Origin of the sequence: Paenibacillus sp. HGH0039 (genome assembly GCF_000411255.1) — a bacterium.
Lineage (GTDB): Bacteria > Bacillota > Bacilli > Paenibacillales > NBRC-103111 > Paenibacillus_F.
This window is the reverse complement of the sequence record NZ_KE150413.1, coordinates 2,268,146-2,290,253: the sequence shown is the minus strand read 5'-3', so window position 1 is coordinate 2,290,253 and position 22,108 is coordinate 2,268,146. Positions and strand designations below refer to the sequence as shown.

18 protein-coding genes are annotated in these 22,108 nt (G+C 52.3%); 9 read left to right on the top strand and 9 right to left on the bottom strand.

Annotated features, from left to right (window positions below; all coding sequences use genetic code 11):
- The first annotated feature begins 43 nt into the window (after nt 1–43).
- The gene (locus tag HMPREF1207_RS24705; protein ID WP_009674119.1) at nt 44–1,789 is read left to right on the top strand and encodes a sensor histidine kinase; all 1,746 of its coding nucleotides are present in this window, start codon (nt 44–46) and stop codon (nt 1,787–1,789) included.
- A gap of 107 nt (nt 1,790–1,896) precedes the next feature.
- Here the strand turns inward: HMPREF1207_RS24705 and HMPREF1207_RS24700 are convergent, their stop codons facing one another.
- Complete coding sequence (locus HMPREF1207_RS24700) at nt 1,897–2,316, bottom strand: HD domain-containing protein (protein ID WP_009674132.1); 420 nt, start codon at nt 2,314–2,316, stop codon at nt 1,897–1,899.
- Nucleotides 2,317–2,534: 218 nt separating this feature from the next.
- On the opposite strand from HMPREF1207_RS24700, the gene HMPREF1207_RS24695 reads away from it, so the two are divergent.
- Nucleotides 2,535–3,119 carry an SMI1/KNR4 family protein gene (locus HMPREF1207_RS24695; RefSeq protein WP_009674124.1) on the top strand — a complete coding sequence of 195 codons (585 nt, stop codon included), beginning with the start codon at nt 2,535–2,537 and terminating at the stop codon, nt 3,117–3,119.
- Between the two features lie 94 nt (nt 3,120–3,213).
- Here HMPREF1207_RS24695 and HMPREF1207_RS24690 read toward each other — a convergent pair whose 3' ends face one another.
- Nucleotides 3,214–4,119, bottom strand: coding sequence for a LysR family transcriptional regulator (locus HMPREF1207_RS24690; RefSeq protein WP_016424057.1), 906 nt, complete (start codon nt 4,117–4,119; stop codon nt 3,214–3,216).
- A 118-nt stretch (nt 4,120–4,237) separates the two neighbouring features.
- Here HMPREF1207_RS24690 and HMPREF1207_RS24685 point away from each other — a divergent pair, with 118 nt between their 5' ends.
- Nucleotides 4,238–4,957, top strand: coding sequence for an O-methyltransferase (locus tag HMPREF1207_RS24685; protein WP_009674093.1), 720 nt, complete (start codon nt 4,238–4,240; stop codon nt 4,955–4,957).
- Nucleotides 4,958–5,074: 117 nt separating this feature from the next.
- Here the strand turns inward: HMPREF1207_RS24685 and HMPREF1207_RS24680 are convergent, their stop codons facing one another.
- A complete protein-coding gene (locus tag HMPREF1207_RS24680; protein ID WP_036740322.1) occupies nt 5,075–5,812 on the bottom strand; it encodes a YheC/YheD family protein in 738 nt (245 codons plus the stop codon).
- Nucleotides 5,813–6,133: 321 nt separating this feature from the next.
- Here HMPREF1207_RS24680 and HMPREF1207_RS24675 point away from each other — a divergent pair, with 321 nt between their 5' ends.
- The 3 genes from HMPREF1207_RS24675 (at nt 6,134) to HMPREF1207_RS24665 (ending at nt 10,950) form a co-directional block, all read left to right on the top strand.
- Complete coding sequence (locus tag HMPREF1207_RS24675; RefSeq protein WP_009674101.1) at nt 6,134–8,872, top strand: PAS domain-containing hybrid sensor histidine kinase/response regulator; 2,739 nt, start codon at nt 6,134–6,136, stop codon at nt 8,870–8,872.
- Nucleotides 8,873–9,049: 177 nt separating this feature from the next.
- Complete coding sequence (locus HMPREF1207_RS24670) at nt 9,050–9,493, top strand: MarR family winged helix-turn-helix transcriptional regulator (protein ID WP_009674103.1); 444 nt, start codon at nt 9,050–9,052, stop codon at nt 9,491–9,493.
- Nucleotides 9,494–9,588: 95 nt separating this feature from the next.
- Complete coding sequence (locus HMPREF1207_RS24665) at nt 9,589–10,950, top strand: serine hydrolase domain-containing protein (protein ID WP_016424055.1); 1,362 nt, start codon at nt 9,589–9,591, stop codon at nt 10,948–10,950.
- Nucleotides 10,951–11,205: 255 nt separating this feature from the next.
- Here the strand turns inward: HMPREF1207_RS24665 and HMPREF1207_RS24660 are convergent, their stop codons facing one another.
- On the bottom strand, nt 11,206–12,606 hold the full coding sequence (locus tag HMPREF1207_RS24660; protein WP_231392134.1) for a sensor histidine kinase: 1,401 nt from the start codon (nt 12,604–12,606) through the stop codon (nt 11,206–11,208).
- A gap of 192 nt (nt 12,607–12,798) precedes the next feature.
- Between HMPREF1207_RS24660 and HMPREF1207_RS24655 the strand changes: the two genes are divergently transcribed.
- Nucleotides 12,799–14,868 (top strand): putative bifunctional diguanylate cyclase/phosphodiesterase, encoded by a 2,070-nt coding sequence (locus HMPREF1207_RS24655; RefSeq protein ID WP_009672407.1) that lies wholly within the window; start codon nt 12,799–12,801, stop codon nt 14,866–14,868.
- Nucleotides 14,865–16,412: a sensor domain-containing diguanylate cyclase gene (locus HMPREF1207_RS24650; protein ID WP_009672484.1), complete on the top strand. Its 1,548-nt coding sequence runs from the start codon at nt 14,865–14,867 to the stop codon at nt 16,410–16,412. Before HMPREF1207_RS24655 ends, HMPREF1207_RS24650 begins: the two co-directional genes overlap by 4 nt.
- A gap of 110 nt (nt 16,413–16,522) precedes the next feature.
- Here the strand turns inward: HMPREF1207_RS24650 and abc-f are convergent, their stop codons facing one another.
- From abc-f to HMPREF1207_RS24635, 4 genes are all read right to left on the bottom strand, one after another.
- Entirely contained in the window at nt 16,523–18,517 is a 1,995-nt protein-coding gene (gene abc-f / locus HMPREF1207_RS24645; RefSeq protein WP_009672530.1) for a ribosomal protection-like ABC-F family protein, read from the bottom strand.
- Between the two features lie 101 nt (nt 18,518–18,618).
- Nucleotides 18,619–18,762, bottom strand: a complete 144-nt coding sequence (locus HMPREF1207_RS30680; RefSeq protein ID WP_170318615.1) for an RAxF-45 family protein — start codon at nt 18,760–18,762, stop codon at nt 18,619–18,621.
- Between the two features lie 160 nt (nt 18,763–18,922).
- Nucleotides 18,923–19,201 carry a hypothetical protein gene (locus HMPREF1207_RS24640; protein ID WP_009672538.1) on the bottom strand — a complete coding sequence of 93 codons (279 nt, stop codon included), beginning with the start codon at nt 19,199–19,201 and terminating at the stop codon, nt 18,923–18,925.
- A gap of 124 nt (nt 19,202–19,325) precedes the next feature.
- Nucleotides 19,326–20,054: an RNA polymerase sigma factor gene (locus HMPREF1207_RS24635; RefSeq protein WP_009672429.1), complete on the bottom strand. Its 729-nt coding sequence runs from the start codon at nt 20,052–20,054 to the stop codon at nt 19,326–19,328.
- 325 nt (nt 20,055–20,379) lie between these two features.
- On the opposite strand from HMPREF1207_RS24635, the gene clpP reads away from it, so the two are divergent.
- Nucleotides 20,380–20,967, top strand: coding sequence for an ATP-dependent Clp endopeptidase proteolytic subunit ClpP (gene clpP / locus HMPREF1207_RS24630; protein ID WP_009672474.1), 588 nt, complete (start codon nt 20,380–20,382; stop codon nt 20,965–20,967).
- Between the two features lie 99 nt (nt 20,968–21,066).
- On the opposite strand, the gene HMPREF1207_RS24625 is transcribed toward clpP, so the two are convergent.
- Entirely contained in the window at nt 21,067–22,059 is a 993-nt protein-coding gene (locus tag HMPREF1207_RS24625; RefSeq protein WP_009672548.1) for an HD domain-containing protein, read from the bottom strand.
- Nucleotides 22,060–22,108: the final 49 nt, after the last annotated feature.

The window sequence follows — 22,108 nt, the reverse complement described above, 5'->3', positions numbered from 1 at the left end:
CTTAGAATGATGAAGGAACTATGCGGTCGAAGGGAACTAGAAAATGTCTATAAAACGATTATCCGCCCTGTTTTTAGCTGTTATTCTGGCCATTTTGCTCATCAATGACAGCGTCTTTTATTATTCCACGAAGAAATCCCTAACGGCGAACATGGAAACGGAGCTGTTTTCTCTTTCCCAGCAAATCCAGTTAAGCATTGACCACGTGGAATATTCGTCTCAAGCCCGGGATAAACTCTTGTCCGATTCGTTAAGGCAAGTGTCCCTCGGCGTCAAAGCCGCTCTGCCTTCCCGTTACCGGGATATCGACAACAGCATGCTGGCGGAGCTCAGAGTCAAATATAACGTAAGCAATCTCACCTTATTCGCCCAAATCGGGGATGAGATTGTCAGCGTCCGTTCCTCGGATCCCAAGGAAATCAACCTGAATGCGAAATATTGGGGCAATTACCGGACAGCGCTCGAACAGCTGTTCAGACTGGAAACGGTTACCGTATCCGAAGGCACCACGCTTCAGAGCTTCTGGGCGGGTAAAATATCGGGTTCCGCCTCCAATCCCGGTTCAAAAAGAAACAAATTCGGCTTCTACTACGACGGAACGACCGACTATATCATTAATCCGACGATGAACAGCTCTCTCATCGAGCAGTTCGATCAGAACGACGGCTCGGAGTTTATCGTTGCGGAGACGTTAAAGAACAACAAAAGCCTGCTCGAAATTACCGGATTCAATCCGCGTACCTTCTCCAAGCCCGATGACGATCCGAGCTTTTATACCGTAACGAACGGGTCCAAAAACATCCGGTACTCCGAACGCAAAATTTTGTTCGGCCAGTACAATAGCAGGTCGCCGGAGGACGTCTCCCTGATCGAACAGGCCGTTAAACTCGATAAGCCGATCTTTTTCCCTACGAAAATCAACGACAAAAACGTGCTGAAAATTTTTTATCCGGTTAAGAGCGAACGCGTTCAGTTCCCTTACGTAATCGGCCTGGTCAACGACATGGAGTATATTCACAACTCCTTGAACAAACAGCTGCTGAATTTCTTCCTCGTCATCGTTTCGGTTTCGATTGCCAGCCTGATCATGGTCTATTTTATTTACAAAGGGGTTAACCGGACGAAAGACGCCGTCGCCCAGACGATCCAAGAGAATTATACGGATGAAATGAATAGTCTGATGGTCGCGATCAAAGGACAGAATCACGATTTTACCAACCATTTGACCACTATCAGCTGTATGGTCCAGTTAAAAAAGTTCGAAGAGACCAAGAAATATATCCACGAGCTTGTGGAAGAAACCAGACTCGTCAACAGCATCGTCCATGTCGGGCATCCGGCCCTCGCTTCCCTGATCAGTTCCAAGATTACGCAGTCGCAATTGAGAAAAATCAACTTCACTTACGAGCTGGACTTGGCGGACGATCTCACGAGCATTTCCGGACTGAAATCCGTCGATCTCGTGAAAATTTTAGGTAATTTGATCGACAACGCTTTCGACGAAGTGAGCGGAATGAACGTGGAGCAACGGAACGTGCATCTTCTCGGCTATACGGAAGAGAACCAACTGATCTTCAAGCTATCCAACCATATCAGCAAAAGCTTGTCCGAGAAGGATCTGCAGGCCATGTTCACAAGCGGTTACTCCACGAAAAAAGACGGCGTCCACAAAGGCCTCGGTCTGGCCATCGTAAATCAGCTTGTTCAGCGGTACAAAGGAACGGTCTCCGCTGAGATTTCCGGAGCGAACACGATCCAATTCACCGTAATTCTGCCGATTTATTCCTAATCCGGAAGAACGAAAGATACGGATTGGACGGCCGTGGCCTGTGCCGCAAGCTCCGCCGTTCAGCCCAAAAAAACTCGGCCTGCTTCCTGCAGGCCGAGTTTTTTCGCTTAACGGTTCAATTCGTGAAGGGCGGCTTCGTACTTGCGCATTCTTTCGCGGTCTTTGGAGGTCGGTTCCTTGATGCGGGTCATGTCCATGTTATCGTGAACATCAGCCAGTTTGACCTCCCGGGCAAGGGGATTTTTCTTCGCCCTCCGGACGAAGTCCAGGTAATCCTCGCCCGGCTCCCGGCTCAAAGCGGTCACCGCTTCAACGATGTCCGGCGAGAACCCTTCCCGCCGTAAATCTTCGGCGCTTATCTCCGAATCCTCCAGGACGTCATGGAGGACAGCCACGATGCGCGCATCGGTTGTCTGGACGCTCTGCATAACCCGGAGCGGGTGCAGAATGTAAGGCTGGCCGGCTTTGTCGGTTTGTCCGGAATGGGCCCGGGCGGCTACAATAATCGCTTTTTCCAAGGTGCTCATTTTTTCGCCTCCTCCCTGATCCTGTGCTGTAACCCAAATTATACCACGACTGTCCCTTAATCACACGGCACTCACTTACGACTGGAGGCGAGTCCGCTGCAAACCCGTTTTGTAATGCTTCATGGTGTGGCGCCTGTTTCACGCGTTTTACCTCTTCCTTATCCTTCCTGTATACTGTCAATGAACCTTTTATTCATACCGTTACAGGAGGAACCGGAATGATCAAGCGTCATATCGACAGACTGGAGCAGCTGCTTCCCCTTAAAGTGGGAGAAGACCGTCAAGAAGAGTACGAAACCTACCTCAAGCTTGAAGGCGCGGGAGAAGAGCAGTTTGCTGTCCTGGAAAGGAAATACGGCCTGACCCTGCCGGACGATTTCAAGGAATTTTACCGGCACAAAAACGGCAGCGGCTACCATTTCCATGTTTTGTATCCTTCTTACGATGAAGGGGCCGTTTCCCATTTTTATCTGCTTTCTTTAGAGGAAATCGACGAACTGAAAGCTTATTTCTGCAGCGAGGACATCCTGCTCAGCGAGCATTTCGAGGAAGACGAAATCGCACGGCTCGATAAACGGATCCGGCCTTACTACAGCAACCGACAATGGCTTCCCATCGCGCAGCTCGCCGGAGGCAGCCTGTATCTGATGCTGGATTTCGACCCTTCCGAGCAGGGCAGGGCGGGACAAGTGATCGCATTCGTGCATGACCCGGACTTCATTTACTATGCGGCGGACAGCTTTGCGGAGCTGCTGGATATTTCCAACAAGAACCTCGAAGACTGGGAAGAAATCGATTATTAAAACGAGAGACCGGGCCGGCCGGCCCGCTCTACAGTCGGCAAAAAATTAAAAACGGAGTGCAGAGCCTGAGCTCGGACACTCCGTTTCGTTTGCTTCAAGGCAGGGCTTGTTCCGCTCCTACGCTCGCTTTAATCATTTGAATGAACCGCTCCGCCGGGGGCGACAGAACCTCATCTGTACGCGTACATACCGCGATGATATTTTTTAACCGGATGTCCTTCACATATACCCGGGCCAATTCCCCGCGCTCCACATGATCCCGGACGACCAGCGAGGAAATAAAGTTCGTCCCGTACCCGGCCATCACCGCGCTGATCGTCTCATTCAAACCGTTGAACTGCAGGGCGATCTGGGGCGGACTCACGTTATGCACCCTGCATAAGGAAAAAAGCCACTCCCGCGTCGAGCTCCCCTCTTCCCGCATAATGAACGGCTCCTTCACCATCTCGGCCAGTGTGATGTGCTCATTGGCATATTTGTGACGGGCGGGCACTACGAACCACAACTCGTCCTCGAAAAGCTCCTCCCAATGGATGCCGGGCTGCCTTTCGCCCGCTCCGCCGTAAACGGCAATTTCGGCTTCGTAATTGAGCAGGCTGTCGAAAGCGCCCCGGGAATTGGTCGTCGTGATGACGAAATCTACTTCTTCATGGTCCCGTTTGAATTTGGCGACCCAGGCAGGAAGCAGAAAATTGGCCGGCAGATAGGTGGACACGAGGCGGATCGCACCGTTTCTTCCCGACGTATACCCGTCGATAAAAGCTTCCATTTCCTCTTCCAGGGCAAACAGTTTTCTTGCATATTCCAGCAGCTTCCGTCCGGCATCGGTTAAGGAAATTCCTCTTCCCCGGGCGGCGAAAAGCCGCATCCCGATTTCCTTTTCGAACCGTTTGATCTGGGAAGTGACAGCGGGCTGGGAAATTCGAAGCGCCTCGGCCGCTCCCGTTATGCTCCCCGATTTGGCCGTTTCGTAAAAAATCCGCAGAGCGTGAAGATTCATGTCGCACGCACCTTCTCTTAACTAAAATTTATGCTTTAATAAAAATTATATATTTTATTTATGGATCAATCCAGCATACAGTAGAGGTAGATTCCAATACGAAAGGAGTTTTACCCTTATGACGCTTTCAAATGAATCCTCCGAAGTCCGTAACGAACCCGCCCGGCCGGACCTGTCCGGCAAATGGTCGCATGTGGATGCCTGCCTGAACGAATGGCTTGTCCCTGCCGATCCCGTCATGACGGAGGTTCTCGCAAACAACGCCAGAGCCGCCCTTCCGCCCATTGATGTGGCGCCCAACCAAGGGAAACTGCTCCACCTCCTCGCTAAAATCCAAGGAGCCCGCTCCATCCTGGAAATCGGCACGCTTGGCGGGTACAGCACGATCTGGCTGGCGCGCGCGCTTCCCGAAGACGGCAAAATCGTCACGCTCGAGTACGATCCTCACCATGCGGAGACGGCCCGCCAAAATCTGAGCCAGGCGGGCGTGAGCCATCTCGTGGATGTGCGGGTCGGCGAAGCGCTCGGGTCGCTGGAGCAGCTTTACGCGGAAGGGGCCGGGCCGTTCGATCTCATCTTCATCGACGCGGATAAACCGAACAACCCCGAGTACTTCAAATGGGCGCTGAAGCTGTCGCGCCCGGGCAGTCTCATCATCGGGGACAACGTCATCCGCGACGGGGAAGTCGCCAATCCGCACAGCGAAGACCCGCGCGTTCAAGGGGTCCGCACCTTCCTCGAGCTGATCGCGGCCGAGCCGCGGGTTACCGCGACCGCGTTGCAAACCGTCGGCAGCAAAGGCTACGACGGGTTTGTCCTCGCGCTGGTGACGGCCTGATTCAAGCGGAGGTTGTTCCGCTGCTGTACAGGAATGACTCTCGCGAAACACCCGGGTCCGCCCAGCCGATCAGGAAAGTCCGGCCAAGGCGGGCCCTTTCATTGTCCGCGGCGCTTGCTAGGCGTGCCCGTAATAGTTTTGGTAGCGCAGCATCTTCCGGTAAATGCTTTTATCCTTCAATGTTTTGAATCCTTGAATTTTGGGCCGGGGATTCGCTTCCAGAATCCAAGGGTGCAAGTTAGGGTCCAATCCGACGTCCAGTCCCACTTCTTTAATCCGCGGAAATGTTTTATTGAGATGACGGGCCGCCCTGAGGCCCAAACTCCGCAAGGAAGCCTTGTACCGTTTGATGTCCGCCACATGCTCTTTAAGAAGAACCTCAACAGGTTTGGAAGAACCGCCTCTGCATAAGTTCGTAACGATTTTCCGGGGATGGCCGGTGCGGCCGATGATACCGGTCGGTTCCCAGACCCCTCGGGGATTTTTCTGGATCATGATTCTCAAATCGAAGAGCCGCCCCTTGTGGCGGAGAAGATGAATCCCCTGCTGAATAACGTACGGGGATTTTTTAGTACGTCTCCGGAGAGCCGTTGCCATGCTGTCAAAGTCCCGAAATTTCTCCACAAAGGTATGAAGCTGAAAGCTGTACCCGTCCTCTTTGCGCTCCACCCGGATAACGCCGCTGCCTCCCGTGCCGCTGTTCGGCTTCACATACACCATTTTATACGTATCCAGCATCGTTTTTAATGTCCCTTTACTGTAAAGCCGGGTTTCCGGAACGTTCCGCCTGATTTCTCCGTGTTTCAGTAAAGAATCGGATACGTTCTGTTTGGTCGCATAGCCTCCCAAGTTCATCCGTCCTTTCTTGATTTGTGGCATTAGTCTATGGATATGCCAAGATCTCGCCCTTGCTTGTGCGCATACCCACCCGGGCTTTTCCGATTCAGCCGGAGTTCCTTAAGTAAAGCGTTGTTTCTCCATGGCCGTACACGAACAATCGCCTGATTAGCGGCAGTAAAAAAAGTGTAATCCAAGATAGATCCAAGTCCGGTTAAAAGATCATTCGCGCAAATCCGTCCCCTTACCGGGGATGACCCGCGTAGAAGAACCCTTACATTGCCCCGTAAAAATGAGGTATACTGAACTGGCAATACTTAGCCTGAGGAGACTATTGGCATGAAACCCTTTGACGATAAATGGTTGTTTGAAATAGCCTACGAGAACGCGCCATTTGCCATGGGCGTTTATTCGCTGGCGGAAGACCGCTGGTTACGGGTCAACCCCTCCTTTTGCCGCATGCTCGGGTATACGGAAGAGGAGCTGGCGAAACTCTCCGACAGGCGGATCACTTACCCGGAAGATATCGCGCTGTCCTGCGCCGATCCTTCCCTTTCCCACTTCGAGAAAAGATATGTGCGCAAAAACGGCGAGATCGTCTGGGCTGCCGTCGGCCTCTCCCCGCTTCCTGCGGAATCCGCGAAATCTGCCGCTCTTCTGGTTCAAGCCGTTGATCTGACGGCCAATAAGATGCGGGAAGAGCAGCTTCTCGACAGCGAACGCAAACACCGGCTCATAACGGAAGCTTCGCTGGACTGGATCTCCAGGCACGAGCCGGACGAGCTGGCGACCATGACTTATTCCTCTCCCATCTGCCGAACCATTTTCGGCTATGAGCCTGAAGAAATGGTCGGGCAGGGGGCTCTTCCTTTGATTCATCCCGAGGACCAGGATAGAGTCGTTTTATTTCTGGAACAGAACCGGAATACGGAGGGCGACAAAGTAACGTTCCGGTTTCGTTGCAAAAGCGGCGATTACGTCTGGCTGGAATCGACTACCCGCTACACATACGACAAAGACGGGAATCTGAATGAGATCATTTCCATATCCCGCGACATTACCGAGCGCAAAAAAGCGGACCAGCAGCTTCAAGAAAGCGAACAGCGCTATAAATCGTTATTCGATCACAACCCGGCCGCGGTGTATTCCATGAACCTGGACGGCGATTACTTGACCGCGAACAAGAATCTGCAGAAAATTACCGGCTTCACGCTGGAAGAGCTGATCGGGATGTATTGGGGGCCGATCGTCGCTCCTAAAGACCTGCCCAAAACGCTTCACCACTTCGAACTGGCCAAACAGGGCTTTCCCCAAAGCTATGACTTGACCCTTATCCATAAAGACGGGCATCCCGTCGAAATCAATTCGACGAATATTCCGATCATCGTCGATAACGAAGTCGTCGGTGTCTACGGCATCACGATCGATATTACGGAACGTCAAAGATATCTCGCCCAGATCGAGAAGCTTAGCAGCGAATATACGCTAATTCTCAACTCGGTGACGGAAGGTATATTCGGCGTGGACTCCTCGGGCAACGCGATGTTTATTAATCCGGCCGGGGCGGAAATGCTCGGATTCGTCCCCGAGGAACTCATCGGCAAACCGTATCTCGGGATGCTGCAAAATACGTTCGGCACCCCGGCTCAACAGTCCGAGGATGAACAGGTTATTTACCGCGCCATCCGGGAGGGCCGCTCCTACCATAACAAGGAAGCCGTGTTCTGGCGCAAGGACGGCTCCAGTTTCCTCGCCGACTATCACGTGACGCCGCTCATCGATAACGGGGAGCTGCGGGGCGCCGTCGTCGTCTTCAAAGATATTACGGGCGAGAAAGAAATCATACGGGCCAAAGAATCCGCGGAAAAAGCCGATCAGGCCAAGTCCGAGTTTCTGGCCATTATGAGTCATGAAATCCGGACGCCGATGAACGGGATTATCGGGATGGCGGATCTGCTGGCGGAAACGGAGCTGTCCGAGGAACAGCAGAGCTATGCCGACATTATTTTGCAGAGCAGCTACGCTCTGCTGCGGATTTTGAACGAAATCCTGGATTTCAGCAAAATCGAAGCCGGTAAAATGGTGGTTAATCACGAGCCTTTCGATGTCCGCTCCGTTTTGGACCATGTCGTGGAGCTGTTTCATCCGAAAGCCGCGGAGCGCGGCATCCGTTTGACGTACGAATTGGACGGCGGCATTCCTTCGACACTGATCGGAGACGAGGGCATTTTGCGGCAGATTATCGTAAATCTGGTCGGGAATGCGATCAAGTTTACGGAGAAGGACGGCCATGTCTCCCTCTCAGCCAAGCTCGACAAAATGCCCGGACGCAGCGATGCCGTGCTGCAATTTTCCGTCCGGGATACGGGCATTGGAATTCCTGCCGACAAGCAGAGCCAGCTGTTCCAGTCCTTCTCGCAGCTCCACCCGACCATTAATCGCAAATACGGCGGCACGGGGCTCGGGCTTGCCATCTGCAAGAAGCTGGTGGAGCTCCTGGGCGGAGCGATCGGCGTCGACAGTCAGGTTAACGTTGGTTCCACGTTCCATTTCGTGCTTCCCTTCGAGCTGCCCGGTGAATCGCCTGCCCCGTACTCCGTTCCGGAAAAAACGCAGCGCAGCAAACCGGCACCGGCGTCAACGCTTGTAAGCGACAGAGAAAGCGGCGCCCTTCCTCCGCCCGAGTTCGGTCCGATGAAACTGCTCGTTGCGGACGATAACCCCGTAAACCGCCTGCTGCTGATTACTCTGCTCAAAAAACTCGGATACGAAGCGGACTATGCGGAGAACGGCGCGGAAGCGCTGAAGGCGGTCCTCTCCGACACCTACGATATGGTGTTTATGGACCTTCAAATGCCGGAAATGGACGGCTTCGAAACGACCGCGGCCATCCGCCGGTTGAAAGGAGACGCCTCGCGCCCGGCGATCGTGGCGGTTACCGCTTTTGCCCAGAAAGAAGATATGCAGATGTGCCTCGCTTCCGGGATGAACGATTTTATAAGCAAGCCGGTGTTTGCGCCGGAAGTTGAACGCGTCCTGAAGATATGGTCGCCTCACCGCAAGCAGGACCAAACCTGATCCTCCAAATCTTGAACATCTTCGCCTCGGCGGAGGTGTTTTTTTGCGATTGCCTTTTACACCTGGCATGAATACACATCTCACACATAGACCAAACGGTCCTGTTGACAAGTGAACGTGCGGCGCATATACTGAGAATATAAATGATTAAGATAACTTAACAATTAAGGTGATGACATGGACGAACGCTTATACCAGACCGTAAAGGAGATTAACGAAGCCGAATACACGGCCAACTTGCTCCTTTTACAAGAGTACAACGAGCTCCTGCAAGCAGATCTGACCTCCAAGCAAGCAGTCGTTCTTGAACACATTCACAAACACAAGCGTTTGACGGTCAAAGAACTGGCGGACCTGATGCTGATCACTTCCAGCGCAGTTAGTCAGCTCATCGGCAAACTCGACAAGGAAGGCTACCTCAAGAGAGAAATTAACCCGAACAACCGCCGGGAAATTCTCGTCGAGCTCGATCAAGCCGGATGGGATTATTTCGAACGTCAGCAGAAGGTCGAGAAGAGCATCGCGGAACGCTTTTACTCCAAACTGGACCCTGAGGAATTAAGCGCGCTGCGCAAAATCACGTTCAAGCTTCAAAAAATTATCGAAGCTGAACTAAGGTGACGTCCTGCGTCCCTTTTTGTCCAATATGTAAGTCATCTTAATTATTACGTTGGCTTAATTATTTTTATAAAAATAGGATAATTGGAGGGATTACCATGCAAAACAAACAGAAACAGCTTCAAGAACTTTTTACGGCGATGTCGGCGAAAGGAATTTTCAACGGAGCGTTTTTGGCGGCGGATAAAGGAGAAATTGTCTTTGAAGGCGCGTATGGCCTCGCGGATAGAGAGACCGGGCGCTCTCTGACCGTTCATTCCGTCTTCGAACTCGCTTCCGTTTCCAAAACCTTTACGGCCATGGGCATTCTTATTCTCGCCGAACAGGGAAAACTTTCTTTGAGCGATTCCGTGGAACAATGGATACCGAACTTCTCCTACAAGGGTATCACAGTGAAGGACCTTCTCCGGCATACTTCCGGCCTGCCTGACTATACACCGCTTTTCATAAAAGACTGGGACCGCTCCAAAATCGCCACGAACTGGGACGTCCTGGAGTATTTTAATGTCCATCAGCCTCCGCTCCAGTTTCAGCCGGGGGAAAACTGGGAATACACCAATACGGGCTATGTTTTACTGGCCCTGCTGATCGAAAAGATCTCGGGTCTCTCCTTTGCCGACTATATGAGCGAAACGCTGTTCAAGCCTCTGGGCATGCATTCCACCCGCATTCATAACCGGCGTCTTTCCGGAAACGTGCCGCCGGATTTCGCTTTCGGATACGTATATTCTTTCGAGACGCACAGCTATCACCTGCCGGACGAACAGCCTGCGACCGATTTTGTCGTATACCTGGACGGAATTCAGGGGGACGGGACCGTAAATTCCACGCTGCACGATCTATTGCTTTGGGATCAGGCCCTGTATACGGAGAAATTGGTCAGCAAAAAGACACTCGACGAAGCTTTCACTTCCGGAAAACTGCCGGATAACAAACCTTATTCGTACGGGTACGGCTGGATCATCGAACAGAAGGAGCACCTGGGTAAAGTCGTTTCCCACAGCGGCGGCTGGCCCGGCTACAGCACGAATCTGGCCCGTTACACGGATCACGGAAAAACGACGATTTATCTTTCCAACACGGATCGTCAGCCGGACATTCAGCAGCAGATTATCAACGAGGCGGAGAACATTCTGTTCGGGCTCCCCCACTCCGTTCCCGATGTTCCGGCTGAGCTGAAGTCCGTTAAGATCGACAAAACCGTGTATACACTGTACCGCGGAGTTTACAAGATGGATATGGGACTCGACCTCAGCGTGACAACCGGTCCCGAGCAAGATCAGCTGTTCATCCAGTTAAGCGGGCAGCCCCAGTACGAGATTTTACCGCTGTCCGAAACGCGTTTCTTTGTCCGCGAGCTTCAAATCGAAATTGAATTTGCGGCCAAAAAATCGGGCAAACCCGCCGCCGAGCTTACGTTGTATCAATATGGCGAGCATCGGGGCGTACGTGCCAAGTAACGGGTGATCCCAGTCAAGCGGGCACAATGCCGCACGCCGAAGCTGCGCGATGCGTCAAGTAAGCGCCGGATAAACGCCAAAAGGATTCCCCTGCACGTTTAGCGTGCGGAGGAATCCTTTTTTTAACGGAGCCGGTGGTGGTTCAGTTGTGCCGCTTTATTACCGATTCCTTATTCCCGTAAGCTGTTCAACAAAGGCAGGAATAGGCTTGGGGGCGTATACCAGACTGTTGAATGAATCGCCCGCCCGTCATCTTCAGACCGATACAAACGTTCCGTGCAGCGGGATCACATGCAGAACCGGTTTTAACGGAATACAGATCTGCACCTTGAGGCCGCTCTTGTCCGACACGCACTGAATTTCTCCTTGAAGGCTCCGCACTCTTTGCTGCATCCCGTAAATTCCCATGCTGCCGAACCCGGGTTCTTTCCGTTCCCCGTTTACCGTTCCAACTCCGTTATCCCGATAGGACAGAAGCAGATTCTGTTTGCCGCCCGTCAAAGTCACATGAACCTCCTCGGCCTTGGAATGCTTCATCGCATTGGACATGAGCTCCTGCGTAATCCGGTACACCGCAATCCGCTGCTCATCGTTCAAACAATCCCTGAAATGCTCCGCTTCGAAATAGATCGTAAAATTCGCGTGAAGCTGGATGTGATCGAACAGGGCCTCCAAAGCCTGGACAAGTCCCCACTCTTTAAGAAAAGGGGGCCTGAGTTCGTTGCAGGTCAGACGGATCTGGTACATCACATCGAGAAGACCGTCTCCGATTTGAGCCAAGCCTTCTTTAAGTTCATCCGGGCCAAGGCCCGAAGTCCGCAGCTGCTCCAGCTTCCTGTACCAGATAATTTGCTCCTGAAGGGCCGCATCGTGCAAATCTTGGGACAGCCGCTTCCGCTCGTGCTCGGACAAACTGAAGAACAAGCGCAGCAGCCAGGTAGGGGGCTCCTGCTCCTCCATCGTCCGCTTCAGCTCAGCCGATAAGTCCTCAATGACAGTGAGATTTTCGTACACGACGTTTACGTAACGGATCAGAGTTTTCAGCCAAATTCTTTTGACGGGAAGACGCGTACTGTCCGTCAATTCTCCGAAAATGAGCCAGAACGTTCTGCCTTTGATCTCTCCTATTTTCAGAAAAGATCCTTCTTCGTATTCGAAAACTTCGCCGATCGAGAGCTGCTGGCTCTGGTGCTGCCGGATTTTGTCCAAAACGGCCCGGGGCACTTCGCCCATTCCCACTTTTACCGAGCAGGACGGGTGACCCGCTTGGGTTTCGATCAGGAAGACGCGGTCGATTTGAAAAATCAGCTTCACTTCAGCTAGCAGACGTGCCTCCAGCTCCGCGATTTTCATAATACCGAACAGATCGTGAGAAAAACGGTCGAGACTCGCCTGAAGTGCGGAATATCTCTCGTCACTGCGGCGCAGCTGCTCCCTGCTGATATGGAGCTCCTGATTAATCATATTCAATTCAGCCGCGTAATAGCGGGCTCTATCGTAAAAACCGCCCAGGAAATAAGCGATGACGATGCAAAAAACGGCACCCGCCGCCTGCATCTCCCAGGTATCCCCGACTACGAAATAGTAATGTAGAAAAAACACAATGCCCACAACGGCAGTAAATCCGGCGCCCGCAAGACGCCCAGTCCTTTTCATCCGCAACGTTCAGCTCTCCTTCAAACTACTTGGTGCATGTCCATCTTCGTCAATATATCATCCCCGGAACGAACCGATCACGCAAATTTGTTGCGTGCGCACGCAAAAATTTCCGATCCTGTAGAATCCGAATTGTGTCCAGTGCTATGATTCTAGTTAACCCGAGCCCCTGACACAGGAGAAACGATAAAAATGGAAATTCCAATAGAAAAGGGTCAAAAAGAGCTTCCCTTTTATCGGACCCTAATTACAGCCCTGATCGAACATGCGCCAATCGGCATCTATATGATGGAAAACGGCGCCTTAACATATGCGAACGATTCGTACGCCAAGCTTGTCGGCTATGCCGCGGAAGAAATCCGCCGGGAGAAGTTTGGTTTTCTCGAGCTTGTTCATCCGGATGACCGCCTCCTGACTGCACCTCTTTTTTCCGAATCGGACGACAGACGGAAGGGCGCACCCGTCCGTATCCGGACGCGTCATAAAGACGGACATTGGATTTATACGGAAATCCATCCGTCCACAGCCCTTCTAAACGAAAAGAAGGTCCAATACGGCACCGTGATAGACATTACGGAGCAAGTGTTGGCGCAGCGGCAGCTTCTGGCCTATCATGAAGAGATTAAAGCGTTATTTATCCATAGCCCGGACGCCATCTTCTCCTTGGACGAGCATGGGAGATTTACAAGCACGAATCCCCGGTGCGAATCCTTGACGGGATACACGAAAGACGAGCTGATCCATAAGCCGTTCTTCACGCTCATCGATCCGGATGACCTGCAATCCGCCCTGGACCGTTTCGGCGACGCAAAACGATTTATTTCCGGCAGCACGAATCTCCGCATCATCCGTAAAGACGGAGAAAAAATTTCCGTGATTGTGACTCACTTTCCGGTAAAGATGGACGGTTTCCTTAGCGGCACCTACGGAATCGCACGGGATACGACCGACCAAGCAGCGGCGGCCCGAAAGATGGAAGAATTCGCCTATGCCGATCCGGTTACCGGATTGCCTAACCGCAAGCTGTTCGAAGACCGGCTGGAGCAGACGATCCGTTTCTCCAAAGACGGACGTCTTCCTTTCGCCGTCCTTTCGATTAATTTGAACCGGTTCAAATTAATTAACGATTCCTACGGCCACCAGTTGGGAGACGACCTGCTGGTTCTAGTCACCGCCCGCATCCAGGGGCATTTGCGGCTGACGGATACATTGAGCCGGTTTGCGGCAGACCAATTCACCCTCATTCTGCCCGAAACGGTGCAAGAAGAGGTCATGCGTCTCATCCGCTCCATCCAGGGCGGAATGCGGGAGCCATTTGTGCTGCACGGTCATTCCGTAGCCTTGACGGTCAGCATAGGGATCGCATTCAACAGAGGAAAAGGCGAAAGCGCTCAAGACTTGATCCGGTACGCGAACATGGCCATGGATCACTCCAAGAAGCTTCGTACGGACGCTTACACCGTGTATACGGAAGAAATGGATCTCCAGATCTCCTACAAGCTGCAGATTCAGAGGGATCTGGAAACAGCTTCGGCCAAGCACGAGCTGGAGCTCTTTTACCAGCCTATCATGGCGTTAAAAACCGGCAAGCTGACCGCGATGGAAGCTCTGATCCGCTGGAATCATCCGCGGCTCGGGTACATTCCGCCCTCGGATTTTATTCCGGTGGCCGAGGAATGCGGCCTGATTTTGTCCGTCGGCATCTGGGTTCTGCAAACGGCGTGCAGGCAGGCCAAAAAGTGGCAGGCTTCGGGAGCCGCTCCGTTCAAAGTGGCGGTTAACGTTTCGACCAAACAACTGCAGCAGCCTTTTTTCGCCGAACATGTCCTGTCGATTATGAAAGAGGTGGAGCTTGAACCCGCTTGGCTCGAATTGGAAATTACGGAAAGCGTCCTGCTGGACGATGTCCATGCGATTAAGGAATGTTTGTTGAAACTTAAAGAGGCGGGGATTTGCATTTCTATCGACGATTTCGGGACAGGATACACCTCCCTGAACTATTTGCGTGAATATCCTTTCGATAAAGTAAAAATAGACCGGGCGTTCATCGAAGACATTAACCGGGACCTGAACGGGAAACGGATCGCGTCCGCCATCATCTCGCTCGCGCACAGTCTCCATATGGACGTGGTCGCCGAAGGCATCGAAAACGAGCTCCAGTACCAATACCTGCTCGGCGAAAACTGTAATGAAGGGCAGGGCTATTATTTCAGCCGCCCCCTTCCCGCAGATTCCCTGACCGGCCTGCTAAACCGCCCATGAAAACAAAACGCCTGCGCAAAGGGCTGACGCTGCGCCTGATTTTAAGCCTTCTCGTTCTTGCTACCGCTTTCCTGACGGCCGCCGTAAGCGGATATGCGGCCTATGAGGCCAATTTGAAATCCCTGTCCACGAGTTACCTGGAAAACAATTCTAATTATGCCGAGAAACTTTCCGCCAACACGGGCAACCTGCTCAATCTGATGCAGACAAGTATGAACTCGATCGCGCAGTTAGCGGGAAAGCAGCCGTTTACGGAAAAGGATCTCGAGATGTGGTTCACGTTTAACCGGCAGTACTTTAACTCGGTTTTTGTCGCGGATGACGAGCGGGATATAGAAGTGGTTCTGCCTGCCGACGCCGGTGCCGTTGTAGGCACACGGCTGCTGTCCGAAGCGTCCAAACGTGCGGTTGAGTTTAAAAAACCGTTTATTTCCGAGCCTTATGTCGGCACAACCGGACGCCTGATCGTGCTGATCTCCTCGCCAATTTTTAACGGGGACGGGTCCTATGCCGGCTTTGTCGGCGGCACGATCTATCTGGAGGAAGAAAACGCTCTGAGCAAGCTGCTTAAAGAGCATTTTTACGGGAACGGGTCCTACGTCTATGTCGTCGATAAGGAGTCCCGGCTTATTTTTCATCCCAACAAAGAACGGATTTATCAGATTATCTCCAGCAATGAAGTCATTCAAAAAGCGCTGGCAGGCAAAAAAGGCTCCCAAAAAATCGTAAACTCGGAAGGGAACGAATTTTTCGCAGGCTATGCGTTTGAGCCTATAAGCGGGTGGGGAATTGTTTCCCAGACGCCTACCCGAGTGCTCGAGGAACCGCTTGAACAAATGATTTCAAACTTGCTGATGCAAGCGCTCCCCCTGCTCGGCGTTGTGCTGACCGTCGCCTGGTGGCTGGCTAGCTGGATCACGAGACCTCTGTATACCCTTGCCCGGTATTCGGAAGAGTCGGCCGTCCACGCAAACCTGACGGTACCCGCTTCCCCCAGCATTCATTCCGGACTTTACGAGGTCAGGCAGCTGTACCAGAGCATCAATTCCAATCTCAACCGGCTGAAAGCGGAATCACTTACCGACGGATTGACGGGCCTTGCCAACCGGAAAGCTTTCGATCTGCTCATCGCCGAGTGGGCGGAGCGGAAAGTTCCTTTTACCCTTATTCTGATGGACGTCGATCATTTCAAAAAAGTCAATGATCTTCACGGACACCTGATCGGAGATGAAGTGCTGAAATATTTGGCTTCGACGCTTCACGCTTTTTCAAGAGAAGAAGATTTATGCTTCCGCTATGGCGGAGAGGAATTCGGGATTTTGCTGAAAGGCTGCGATCTCGGCCGAGCTACCCGTATTGCGGAGCGGTTGCGTGAAAAAGTGGAAAAAAGCAAAAGTCCGATCGCTCAGCCCCTGACGGTTTCGATCGGGGTCTCCTTTTCTTACAGCCGGGATACGGACGTCAAAACCATCATTGAAATGGCGGATAACGCGCTCTATCAATCCAAAACCGACGGAAGAAACCGGATAACGATTTATTCGTGACGGGGCGCATAAGAAAAAACGGCGGAGAGCTCAGGCTGCAGCATGCAGCTTCTGTCTTTCCTGCCGTTTTTTGTTTGCCGAGCCCGCCAGCTGTATTCTCCCGCGGGGCGTCAGCCCAGCTCCAGCCAGGCCGTCATCTCCGCGTCGAGCCGCGTCTGCAGCTCTTCCCGCTCGCGCCACCGCGCTTCCAGCAGCGCGGTATCGCCGCAGCCGCCGAGCTGTTGGAGCTCCGCGTCCGATGCGGCCAGCTGTGCTTCCAGCGCAGCGATCTGCGCCTCCAGCTGCAGCCGCTTCCGCTCGGTTGCCCGCGCCTCGGCCGCCGCGAAGAGCGGCTGCTCGCCCGCGCGTACCGCGGGGCTGGCTGCGCGGGGCGCGCCCGCTGGCGGCTGCTTGCCTGCGCGTACTGCGGCGGCAGATGCGCCGGTAGAGCCTGCCGGCGGACGTCCGTGCCCTCGGCCGACAGCCGTCTGCTCCAGCTCGCGCTTTTTCGCCCGGTATTCGTCAAACTGTCCTATATAGCTCGTTATTTGTCCGTCTTGTAGCTCCCAGACCCGCTGCGCAAGACGGTTGATGAAATACCGATCGTGGGAGATGGCAAGCACGGTTCCCGGATAATCCTCCAGCGCCTCTTCAAGAGCTTCGCGGGAAGCGATGTCCAAATGGTTGGTCGGCTCATCCAGCAGCAGCAGATTCGGCTTCCGCCGGACAAGCAGCGCGAGCCGGAGACGGGACCGCTCTCCTCCCGACAGCATGCTCACCGGTTTAAACACATCCGTCCCATAAAAGAGATACTTCGCAAGAATGCCCCTTGCTTCCCCTTCTTCTACTCCGGCCTCCAAGCGGAAGTAGTCTAGGACTGTCTTTTGAGGGTCTCTCGTTTCCTCCTGCTGGGCCATATAACCGATCTCCACTCGCGAGCCTAGGTCCAGCTCTCCGCAATCCGGAACTTCCTGCCCAAGCAGCAGCTTAAACAAGGTTGTTTTCCCCGTTCCGTTGTCTCCGACCAGAACGATCTTCTCGCCGTAATGAAGGCTTCCTTCCGCACCTTTCAGAATTCGGCGCTCTCCGTACGATTTATGCACGCCGGAGAACTCCGCTACCCGTTTCGCGGAGCGGTCCTGGAGGTTCAAAGCGAAATCGGCGCTTTTCTGCTCCAGGACCGGACGCTTCATTACCTGCATCCTCTCCAATGCTTTACGCATTGAAGCCGCCCTTTTGAAAAACTTTTCGTTGTCCCCGACCCGACCCCACTCTTCCAGCTTCCGGATCGTTTCTTTCATTTTTTTGATAACTTTCTGCTGTTCCTGATACTGCGCGAACTGCTGCAGCAGCCGTTCTTCCTTCTCTTTCATATATCCGCTGTAGTTCGTTTGGTACGTAAAAGCTTCTCCGTCTTCCAGCTCGATCATTTTGGAAGCGGTACGGTCAAGAAAATAACGGTCATGCGAAACGAGGACACAGGCCCCCGCGTAACCTTGCAAAAACTGCTCCAGCCACTCGATTCCCCTTAAATCTAGATGATTCGTCGGTTCGTCAAGCAGCAGCAGATCCGGCCGCATGATTAATTGGGAAGCGAGCGCGATCCGTGTTTTTTCTCCGCCGGAAAAGGTAGAGAACTGACGGGCATACGTCTCTTTCGAGATCTGAAGCCCGATTGCAACGGAGTCTATAGCAGCATCCATTTCATAGCCGCCTCCGCGCTCGAAGCGTTCCTGAACCGACGCGTACGCGTTCAGCAGCCCCTGCATGCGAACCGAATCAGCCGAAGCGCCCGGCTCTGCCATATTGTGCTCAAGTGCCGTCATCTCCTGTTGACACGCCGTTAAATGCCGGCAGCCGTAAGCGAGCACTTCATACACCGTAAGCCCTTCAAACTCCACCGGTATTTGCGGCAAATAACCGATCGTGAGCTCTTTTTTGAGTGTCAGCATTCCCTCGTCTATGCTCAGATGGCGGGAGATGAGCTGGAGCAGCGTCGATTTGCCGCTGCCGTTTCGGCCGATCAGACCGATTTTTTCTCCGGCATGCACTTCGAATGTGACTCCATCCAGCACGAGGTTAGCTGCGTGGTATTTCTTTATCTGTTGACCGTTAACAAGTATCATTATGGATCCTCCTAGGAATGAAGACCCTTTTCCATACGACAAAAAAGAGCCGCGGCAACAAGCCCGCGACCCTTCTTCGGATGTGAAACTATCCGTATCGGTTAAGGTAGGCGTCTTCTCGCGATTGGGTGTACCGTATTCGTGAAAATGGACAGACTTCTCCCGTTAACCGGAAAAGCATGAACAATGCCAGCCATAGCAATCGGCAGCTGGCTAATACGGTCGTTAACCTTCTCGAGATTCACCTACCTCACCTCCTCATCGTCAAAGTTACGTTTACTTTAACATGAAAATTGTAATTTTTGCAAGTTCCGTTCACTAATTGTGAAAGTTCCGCTCTCCAAAACAGTCTCATACGCTCTTTGGGGCTTGAATGCTTTGGTCTTGGACGGTGTCCGGATACTATCAATCCAGATAGCTTGCAATTCCTTTTTCCATGAGAAAGTCCATTTCGGCGTCCAGAATATTGTCCACTGTCAGCTCATCCAGCTTGATATCGGGCCTGCTCAACACATAGTCGGCAATATCATCGCTGTCGATGTCGACCTCGCCCTTAGCATTTTTATGAGCTTTGTTGATAAAATCCTGCTCGTATTTCAGCACCGATTTTATTTTTTGCGGGTCCGCTTTAGTTTTTCCCGCTATGTAAGCTATGAGCTCCTGCTCGTTGATCTGTTCTGCCATCAATCGCCATCTCCTCGTCCATTCGGTGTCCAACTGCCATTGTACCACATCCGAGGAGAAAAAATTAAATCAAAGAAGCTCCCGCCCGGAACGAGAGCGGCGGATAAAACGGCTGCGGTAAAACCTACGCGGACATCCGCAGACTGCTTGGCAAGTGAGGCACGGCGCCTGTACGGCATCTGCCGCTGCGCAGAATATGATTCTGGGCGAGACCCAAGGCAACCGCCGGCTCCACTTCATCACGCTGAGCAAGCTCGACAAGGAGAGCGATATCTCCCATTTCATAAGCGGCCGCCATCATACGCAGGTAAGCTTTCATTCCGTCCTCAGCCGGTTCGGCCTGCGTGCCGGTCTCCATGTCTCTTCTAACAGCTTCCAAGGAGTGACGAGCGCGGTACAAAGCCGCTTTAACCGCTCCTTCCGTAGTTCCGAGCCTAACTGCTGTTTCAAGACTGGAAAACCCCAGCACATCCCGGAGCAGGAAAACCGTTCTTTGCAGCGGGGGCAAATGCTTAAACAAAGCGCGAAAGGCTTCTTCGATTACCAAAAGCCCCTCATCCCGTCGCGTTACTGCCTGCGTCTGCTCACTTTTCATAATGCGGGCCAGGACCTGCTTTCGCCGCGATTGGTCAATCCACGTATTTTTAGCGATACGAAGCAGCATAGCTTCTACGTTGGCGTGCCCCTTTCCTTGTGTAGATATCGCTCTCAACCAGGTCTCCTGGGCCAGATCTTCCGCATCCCATGAAGATTTTGTCATGGACAGGCAGTACCGTTTTAACGTCTGCTGAAACTGGTTGATCCGGGTGCTGTCCTTTTCTTTTCCTTTTAATAGAAAATCGGCTGTCGACATCCGTATTCGCCCCCTCTTTTTCCTGCAGCCGTTCAAATGCATCCGGCTCCCGGCCTGTAATGAACCTTTTTATATCCTGAGCGTCATTTTCCGGTTTTATTAATCCTTTTGCAAAACGGCTTCATTTTCTTCTTGTATTCGAATCTAAACGGCAAAGCCGTTGTAATCAGTAAACGAACGAACGTCCGAAAAGGGTACGCCGTTTCACACATTCTTAGAATATTTTCAGGATTTAAAATTCTGTGCTGTCCTTCGTATCTTTTGGAGGGCCGCATTCGTTTACAAGGAGAAATGCCATAACGAAACACATTGGAGGTTTTTGACGATGAGCAATTACGTCCCTTACGTCGTGGAGCAAACGAGCCGTGGTGAGAGATCCTATGATATTTATTCCCGGCTGCTGAAAGACCGGATCGTATTTCTGGGAGCGGCGATTGATGATCAGGTAGCCAACAGCATTATCGCCCAGCTTTTATTTCTCGAAGCCGAAGATCCGCAAAAGGAGATCAGTCTATATATCAACAGTCCGGGCGGCTCAACGTCGGCCGGATTTGCCATTTACGATGCGATGCAGCTCGTGAAGCCGCCTGTGCATACGATTTGTACGGGTTTTGCCGCTTCGTTTGCCGCTATTCTACTGCTGGCCGGAGAAAAGGGCAAGCGCTTCGCGCTGCCGAACAGCGAGATCATGATTCATCAGCCTCACGGAGGCGTTCAGGGCCAGGCAAGCGACATCGCCATCAGCGCCAAGCGGATACTCGGCATACGTGAAAGACTGAACCGGATCACCTCGGAGCGCACCGGACAGCCCGTCGATAAAGTCGACCGGGACATGGACCGCGACTATTTTATGTCGGCTGAAGAAGCCAGGGAATACGGGATTATCGATCAGGTTGTAACGACAATTTCCTGACGAAACAAATCTATCTGTAAGACGCACGCTTCCCCTAACAACCAGCACAGGTTCTATCTTCCGTTGAGGGCCTGTGCTCCCTTTTCTCCGAATTTCGATTTACCGGAACGGCATTTCGGCGGATAAGATTTTTACATAGATTCCGCTTTCAGACTTCCTGCGCGCTTCTTCCCCCCATTTTTTCACGTTTTCGGATAATTCGGATGCTTGCCATAACTTATTTCCCCTTATTACGTCAGGGTCGATCAGCCTCATTTTATTCGTCCGGTTCAGATCGTAATCGTTCACATCTTCTTTTACTCGTACGTTGCGGTGAAGGTGTTTTAGAAGCCGCTGAATATCCGGCTCATCCGATGCATGCATTAAACTCAAAACCTCCTCATCTGTCAAAAGCAGGCTGCTGAGCGTAATCACCTTTTTTGCCAATGCTGTTTTGAGCGCTTCCGCCAAAAAGTGGCAGCTGTATGCATTCAAAGGGTGCATAAAGAAATCGATCACTTCGAGATAATAGGTTTTAACGAACCATTCGGCGGACTCCATTCGGGTGAGCACCATTTTTCCGTCAGCTACCGTTAAGTTTTCTAGGAAAAATACGATCTCTTCCGTGGTAATCTTTCCGTCATGAAACTGATCCCGCAGTGTATAGTCGACCCGGTCTGCGCATAACGCGGGGGCAGGCTGTTCAAGAAGCGTCCATTGGGAGTCTTCAAGCAGCAGATTCCGGTATGTATAACCATATTTCTTCAGCAGTTGAGGAATTTCGGATTCTTCGATAAACTGCTCATAAATGTTCTCGTGATAGTCTTCCTCTTTGCAGTCCAGCACGTAATCGATCACATGTGAAAATGCCGTATGGGACACATCGTGAAGCAGCCCCGCAACCTGTTCTTCCAGAGAACCTCCGAGCCGCCGGATTAAGAGCATGACTCCTACCGAATGCTCGTACCTCGTCACATCCCACTTATCGTTCACCAGGTAGCTCGCTCCGCCTTGGTAAACGCCTTTTAACCGCTGCACGGGCTGGCTGAGAACAAGCTCTTCCAGTAGTCCATCCACCACAAATTCTCCGTAAATCGGATCCGATATACGCAACTCGCACCTCCGTTCAACTCACTAGTAAATAGATAAATTGAGCCTACCA

Bases quoted from the DNA above. Each gene is read 5' to 3' on its own strand.
- clpP (WP_009672474.1), top strand. From the start codon at position 20,380: ATGAGCAATTACGTCCCTTACGTCGTGGAGCAAACGAGCCGTGGTGAG.
- HMPREF1207_RS24675 (WP_009674101.1), top strand. From the start codon at position 6,134: ATGAAACCCTTTGACGATAAATGGTTGTTTGAAATAGCCTACGAGAAC.
- HMPREF1207_RS24640 (WP_009672538.1), bottom strand. From the start codon at position 19,201: ATGGCAGAACAGATCAACGAGCAGGAGCTCATAGCTTACATAGCGGGA.
- HMPREF1207_RS24670 (WP_009674103.1), top strand. From the start codon at position 9,050: ATGGACGAACGCTTATACCAGACCGTAAAGGAGATTAACGAAGCCGAA.
- HMPREF1207_RS24690 (WP_016424057.1), bottom strand. From the start codon at position 4,119: ATGAATCTTCACGCTCTGCGGATTTTTTACGAAACGGCCAAATCGGGG.
- abc-f (WP_009672530.1), bottom strand. From the start codon at position 18,517: ATGATACTTGTTAACGGTCAACAGATAAAGAAATACCACGCAGCTAAC.
- HMPREF1207_RS24695 (WP_009674124.1), top strand. From the start codon at position 2,535: ATGATCAAGCGTCATATCGACAGACTGGAGCAGCTGCTTCCCCTTAAA.
- HMPREF1207_RS24680 (WP_036740322.1), bottom strand. From the start codon at position 5,812: ATGAACTTGGGAGGCTATGCGACCAAACAGAACGTATCCGATTCTTTA.
- HMPREF1207_RS24650 (WP_009672484.1), top strand. From the start codon at position 14,865: ATGAAAACAAAACGCCTGCGCAAAGGGCTGACGCTGCGCCTGATTTTA.
- HMPREF1207_RS24635 (WP_009672429.1), bottom strand. From the start codon at position 20,054: ATGTCGACAGCCGATTTTCTATTAAAAGGAAAAGAAAAGGACAGCACC.
- HMPREF1207_RS24705 (WP_009674119.1), top strand. From the start codon at position 44: ATGTCTATAAAACGATTATCCGCCCTGTTTTTAGCTGTTATTCTGGCC.
- HMPREF1207_RS24655 (WP_009672407.1), top strand. From the start codon at position 12,799: ATGGAAATTCCAATAGAAAAGGGTCAAAAAGAGCTTCCCTTTTATCGG.
- HMPREF1207_RS24665 (WP_016424055.1), top strand. From the start codon at position 9,589: ATGCAAAACAAACAGAAACAGCTTCAAGAACTTTTTACGGCGATGTCG.
- HMPREF1207_RS24660 (WP_231392134.1), bottom strand. From the start codon at position 12,606: ATGAAAAGGACTGGGCGTCTTGCGGGCGCCGGATTTACTGCCGTTGTG.
- HMPREF1207_RS24685 (WP_009674093.1), top strand. From the start codon at position 4,238: ATGACGCTTTCAAATGAATCCTCCGAAGTCCGTAACGAACCCGCCCGG.
- HMPREF1207_RS24700 (WP_009674132.1), bottom strand. From the start codon at position 2,316: ATGAGCACCTTGGAAAAAGCGATTATTGTAGCCGCCCGGGCCCATTCC.